Origin of the sequence: Thiomonas sp. FB-6 (assembly GCF_000377645.1) — a bacterium.
Classification (GTDB): domain Bacteria; phylum Pseudomonadota; class Gammaproteobacteria; order Burkholderiales; family Burkholderiaceae_C; genus Thiomonas_A.
This window is the reverse complement of the sequence record NZ_KB898535.1, coordinates 1-3522: the sequence shown is the minus strand read 5'-3', so window position 1 is coordinate 3522 and position 3522 is coordinate 1. Positions and strand designations below refer to the sequence as shown.

General features: G+C 64.2%; 4 protein-coding genes. All 4 read right to left on the bottom strand.

Going from position 1 to position 3522, the window contains the following annotated elements; translation table 11 throughout:
• On the bottom strand, nt 1–90 hold a 90-nt coding region (locus tag D466_RS23715), incomplete at its 3' end, for a GTP-binding protein (protein ID WP_038167103.1).
• Between the two features lie 93 nt (nt 91–183).
• Nucleotides 184–2289: an elongation factor G gene (gene fusA, locus D466_RS0119860; protein WP_018915423.1), complete on the bottom strand. Its 2106-nt coding sequence runs from the start codon at nt 2287–2289 to the stop codon at nt 184–186.
• Between the two features lie 15 nt (nt 2290–2304).
• Nucleotides 2305–2775, bottom strand: coding sequence for a 30S ribosomal protein S7 (gene rpsG, locus D466_RS0119855; protein WP_018915422.1), 471 nt, complete (start codon nt 2773–2775; stop codon nt 2305–2307).
• 173 nt (nt 2776–2948) lie between these two features.
• Nucleotides 2949–3323, bottom strand: coding sequence for a 30S ribosomal protein S12 (rpsL, locus tag D466_RS0119850; protein ID WP_018915421.1), 375 nt, complete (start codon nt 3321–3323; stop codon nt 2949–2951).
• Nucleotides 3324–3522: the final 199 nt, after the last annotated feature.

Genomic DNA, 3522 nt, shown 5'->3' with positions numbered 1-3522 from the left:
CGCCGTCAGCGTCGTCTTGCCGTGGTCCACGTGTCCGATCGTCCCCACGTTCACATGGGGCTTGGTCCGCTCGAATTTGCTCTTCGCCATGATGATTGCCTGCCATTGAGGCCCCTCGTGGGGACCGGATATGCGTCGATTGAGGCCGTGGGGGCAGGCTCGGGCCGGCCCCCACGGGCTGGATTACTTGGTGGAGCGCGCGCTGATGATCGCCTCGGAGACGTTGCGCGGAGCTTCGGAGTAGTGCTTGAACTCCATCGTGTACGTCGCGCGGCCCTGGGACATCGAACGCAGCGTGGTCGAGTAGCCGAACATCTCCGACAGGGGCACTTCGGCGCGGATGATCTTGCCGCCGGTGACGATGTCGTCCATGCCCTGCACCATGCCGCGACGCGACGACAGGTCGCCCATCACGTTGCCGGCGTAGTCCTCGGGGGTCTCGACCTCGACCGCCATCATCGGCTCCAGGATCACCGGGCTGGCCTTGCGGCAGCCGTCCTTGAAGCCGATCGAGGCGGCCATCTTGAAGGCCTGCTCCGACGAGTCCACCTCGTGGTACGAGCCGAAGTGCAGCGTGACCTTCACGTCCACCACCGGGTAGCCGGCCAGCACGCCGTTGGGCAGCGATTCCTCGACGCCCTTCTGCACCGCGGGGATGTACTCGCGCGGCACCACGCCGCCCTTGATCGCGTCGACGAACTGGAAGCCCTTGCCGGCTTCGTTCGGCTCGATCTTGAGCACCACGTGGCCGTACTGGCCCTTGCCGCCCGACTGGCGCACGAACTTGCCTTCGGCGTTGTCCACGGTCTTGCGAATGGTCTCGCGGTACGCGACCTGCGGCTTGCCCACGTTGGCCTCGACGCCGAACTCACGCTTCATGCGGTCGACCAGGATTTCCAGGTGCAGCTCGCCCATGCCGGAGATGATGGTCTGGCCGGATTCCTCGTCGGTGCGTACGCGGAACGACGGGTCCTCCTGGGCCAGGCGCTGCAGCGCGATGCCCATCTTCTCCTGGTCGGCCTTGGTCTTGGGCTCGACGGCCTGCGAGATCACCGGCTCGGGGAACACCATCTTCTCGAGGGTGATGATCGAGTCCGGGTCGCACAGGGTCTCGCCCGTGGTGACCTCGCGCAGGCCCACGCAGGCGGCGATGTCGCCGGCGCGCACTTCCTTGATCTCGTCGCGCTGGTTGGCGTGCATCTGCAGCAGACGGCCGATGCGCTCCTTCTTGCCCTTGATCGGGTTGTACACGGTGTCGCCCGAGGACAACACGCCGGAGTACACGCGGATGAAGGTCAGCTGGCCGACGTAGGGGTCGGTCATGAGCTTGAACGCGAGCGCCGAGAACTTCTCCTCGTCGCTGGCCTTGCGCGAGACTTCCGCGTCGTCGTCGTCATGGCCGTTCACCGGAGGGATGTCCACCGGGGAGGGCAGGAACTCGATGACCGCGTCGAGCATGCGCTGCACGCCCTTGTTCTTGAAGGCGGTGCCGCACAACATCGGCTGGATCTCGCCGGCGATGGTGCGCGCGCGCAGGCCGGCCCTGATCTCGACCTCGCTGAGCTCACCGTCCTCGAGATAGCGGTTCATCAGGTCCTCGTTGGCCTCGGCAGCCGCCTCGACCATGGCCGAGCGCCACTTTTCCGCGTCCGAGAGCAACTCGGGCGGAATCTCGCGGTACTCGAACTTCATGCCCTGGGAGGCTTCGTCCCAGATGATCGCCTTCATTTTCAGCAGGTCGATCACGCCGGTGAAGCTCTCCTCGGCGCCGATGGGAACCACGACGGGCACGGGATTGGCCTTCAGGCGCGCCTTCATCTGGTCGTAGACCTTGAAGAAGTTGGCCCCGGTGCGGTCCATCTTGTTCACGAAGGCCAGGCGGGGCACCTTGTACTTGTTCGCCTGGCGCCACACGGTCTCCGACTGCGGCTGCACGCCGCCCACGGCGCAGTACACCATGCAGGCGCCGTCCAGCACGCGCATGGAACGCTCCACCTCGATGGTGAAGTCCACGTGCCCGGGGGTGTCGATGATGTTGATGCGGTGCTCGGGAAGGGACAGATCCATGCCCTTCCAGAAGCAGGTCGTCGCCGCCGACGTGATGGTGATGCCGCGCTCCTGCTCCTGCTCCATCCAGTCCATCGTCGCGGCGCCGTCGTGCACCTCGCCGATCTTGTGGTTGACACCGGTGTAGAACAGGATGCGCTCGGTCGTCGTCGTCTTGCCGGCGTCGATGTGCGCCGAGATGCCGATGTTCCGGTAGCGCTCGATCGGAGTCTTGCGTGCCATGATGAAATCCTGTCTTTAGAACCTGAAATGCGAGAAGGCCTTGTTCGCCTCGGCCATGCGATGGACCTCGTCGCGGCGCTTCATAGCGGCTCCACGACCTTCCGAGGCTTCCATCAGTTCATTGGCCAGGCGCAGGGCCATGGACTTTTCACCGCGCTTCTTCGCGGCCTCGCGCAGCCAGCGCATGGCCAGCGCAGCACGGCGCTGCGGGCGAACCTCCACCGGCACCTGATAGTTGGCGCCGCCGACGCGTCGGCTCTTGACCTCGACCATGGGCTTGACGTTGCTCAGCGCCTGGGAGAACACCTCCACCGGATCCTTGCCGGACTTGGACTGGATGGTGTCGAAGGCGCCGTAGACGATGCTTTCGGCAATCGCCTTCTTGCCCGAGAGCATGACCACGTTCATGAACTTGGCCACATCGAGATTCCCGAACTTCGGATCGGGGAGGATTTCGCGCTTGGCGATGACACGACGGCGTGACATGGGAGTTCCTTGGATTCAGTCGGGCCTCGAGGGCCCACGCTCCGCATCGGCGGAGCACTTACTCGACCCGCAGTGGAGCCGAACAGGATGACAGCGCGATGGCGGAAATCCGCGATCGCGCCGCCGGCACACGGGGATGCGACGCGACGAAGCGCCGCGCGCACCACCCTGGATTACTTTTTCGGACGCTTGGCGCCGTACTTCGAGCGGGATTGCTTGCGATCCTTGACGCCCTGCAGGTCCAGCGAGCCGCGCACGATGTGGTAGCGCACGCCCGGCAAGTCCTTCACACGGCCGCCACGCACCAGGACCACCGAGTGTTCCTGCAGGTTGTGGCCTTCGCCGCCGATGTACGAGATCACCTCGAAGCCATTGGTCAGACGCACCTTGGCGACCTTGCGAAGCGCCGAGTTCGGCTTCTTCGGGGTCGTGGTGTAGACGCGGGTGCACACACCGCGGCGCTGGGGCGAATTTTCCATCGCCGGGCTTTTGGACTTGAGCGTTTCCGCCACGCGCCCATGACGCACCAGCTGATTGATGGTCGGCATTGTGGTTCCTTCGAAAAGAACGTGTACGAGGTGTACGTCGGTGAATCAAGACAACATGACAAAAGCCCGTCTACCTGTTTTTCACAGATAGACGGGCCCAAGATGGAGCCTGACGATGTCCTACTTTCACACGCGAATGCGCACTATCATCGGCGCTGAGGCGTTTCACGGTCCTGTTCGGGATGGGAAGGAGTGGTTC